This window comes from Vibrio sp. D173a, assembly GCF_030248475.1.
Genome location: NZ_JAHGAH010001237.1, coordinates 1 through 705, shown reverse-complemented (window position 1 = coordinate 705; position 705 = coordinate 1). Strand labels below are relative to the sequence as shown.

Sequence of the window (705 nt, the reverse complement as noted above, 5' to 3'; positions counted from 1 at the left end):
CTGGAAGTTGGTAAGTACCCACAAGGTCGAAGACAGTGTAACCATTGAGCTTGTTATCGCTGTCATCTTCGTAGTCAAACATGGTTTGGCTCTGAACTTTCAGAGATAGGTCAGCATCGTACCAGCCCGCCCATGCACTGGCTTTTGATGTGCTCGCTTCACCTGCTGATTGGTCTTCCCAACCATCATCGCCTTTCACCTCTGAGACAACGTAGTGGCCCGATGCACCTAGCTGAATGTTTTCATGTACCCAGTAAGACGCAAGCGCCTCTAGACCATAAACACGTTTCTTGTCGTCGATCTCTTCGATCAGCAGCGTGTTTTTGTTGTACTTAACATTCTTGTCAGACTGAGAGTAGTAAGCCGCAGATTGCAGGCTTAGGTCGCTAGTGTCTAAGCGGTAGCCAAGTTCAAAGCTGTTGGTCTTGATGCCAGACATCTTAGAGTCATTCACATTGATGCTGTCATTAAGTGTCCAGTGATCGCCCACTAAGGTGTAGTTGCCTTGACCGTAGTATTTTGCCGGATCGGCTAAATCGAAACCTTGTGAGAAGTTGGCCCAAACTTGTGAATCACTGTTTAGGTGATAAACCGTACCTAAGTTGAATAGACCAACACTGTAATCTGTTTCACCGCCAGGAACGGCATCTGCGCTGTTTCCGTTACCTGCTGCGATTTGCTTTTGCTGTTGGTAGCCAACGAAGT

The 705-nt window shown here is 47.4% G+C and carries 1 protein-coding gene; it reads right to left on the bottom strand.

Annotated elements, in window-relative coordinates:
* On the bottom strand, nucleotides 1-705 hold a 705-nt coding region (locus KIV40_RS32540; RefSeq protein WP_285353492.1), incomplete at both ends, for a TonB-dependent receptor domain-containing protein.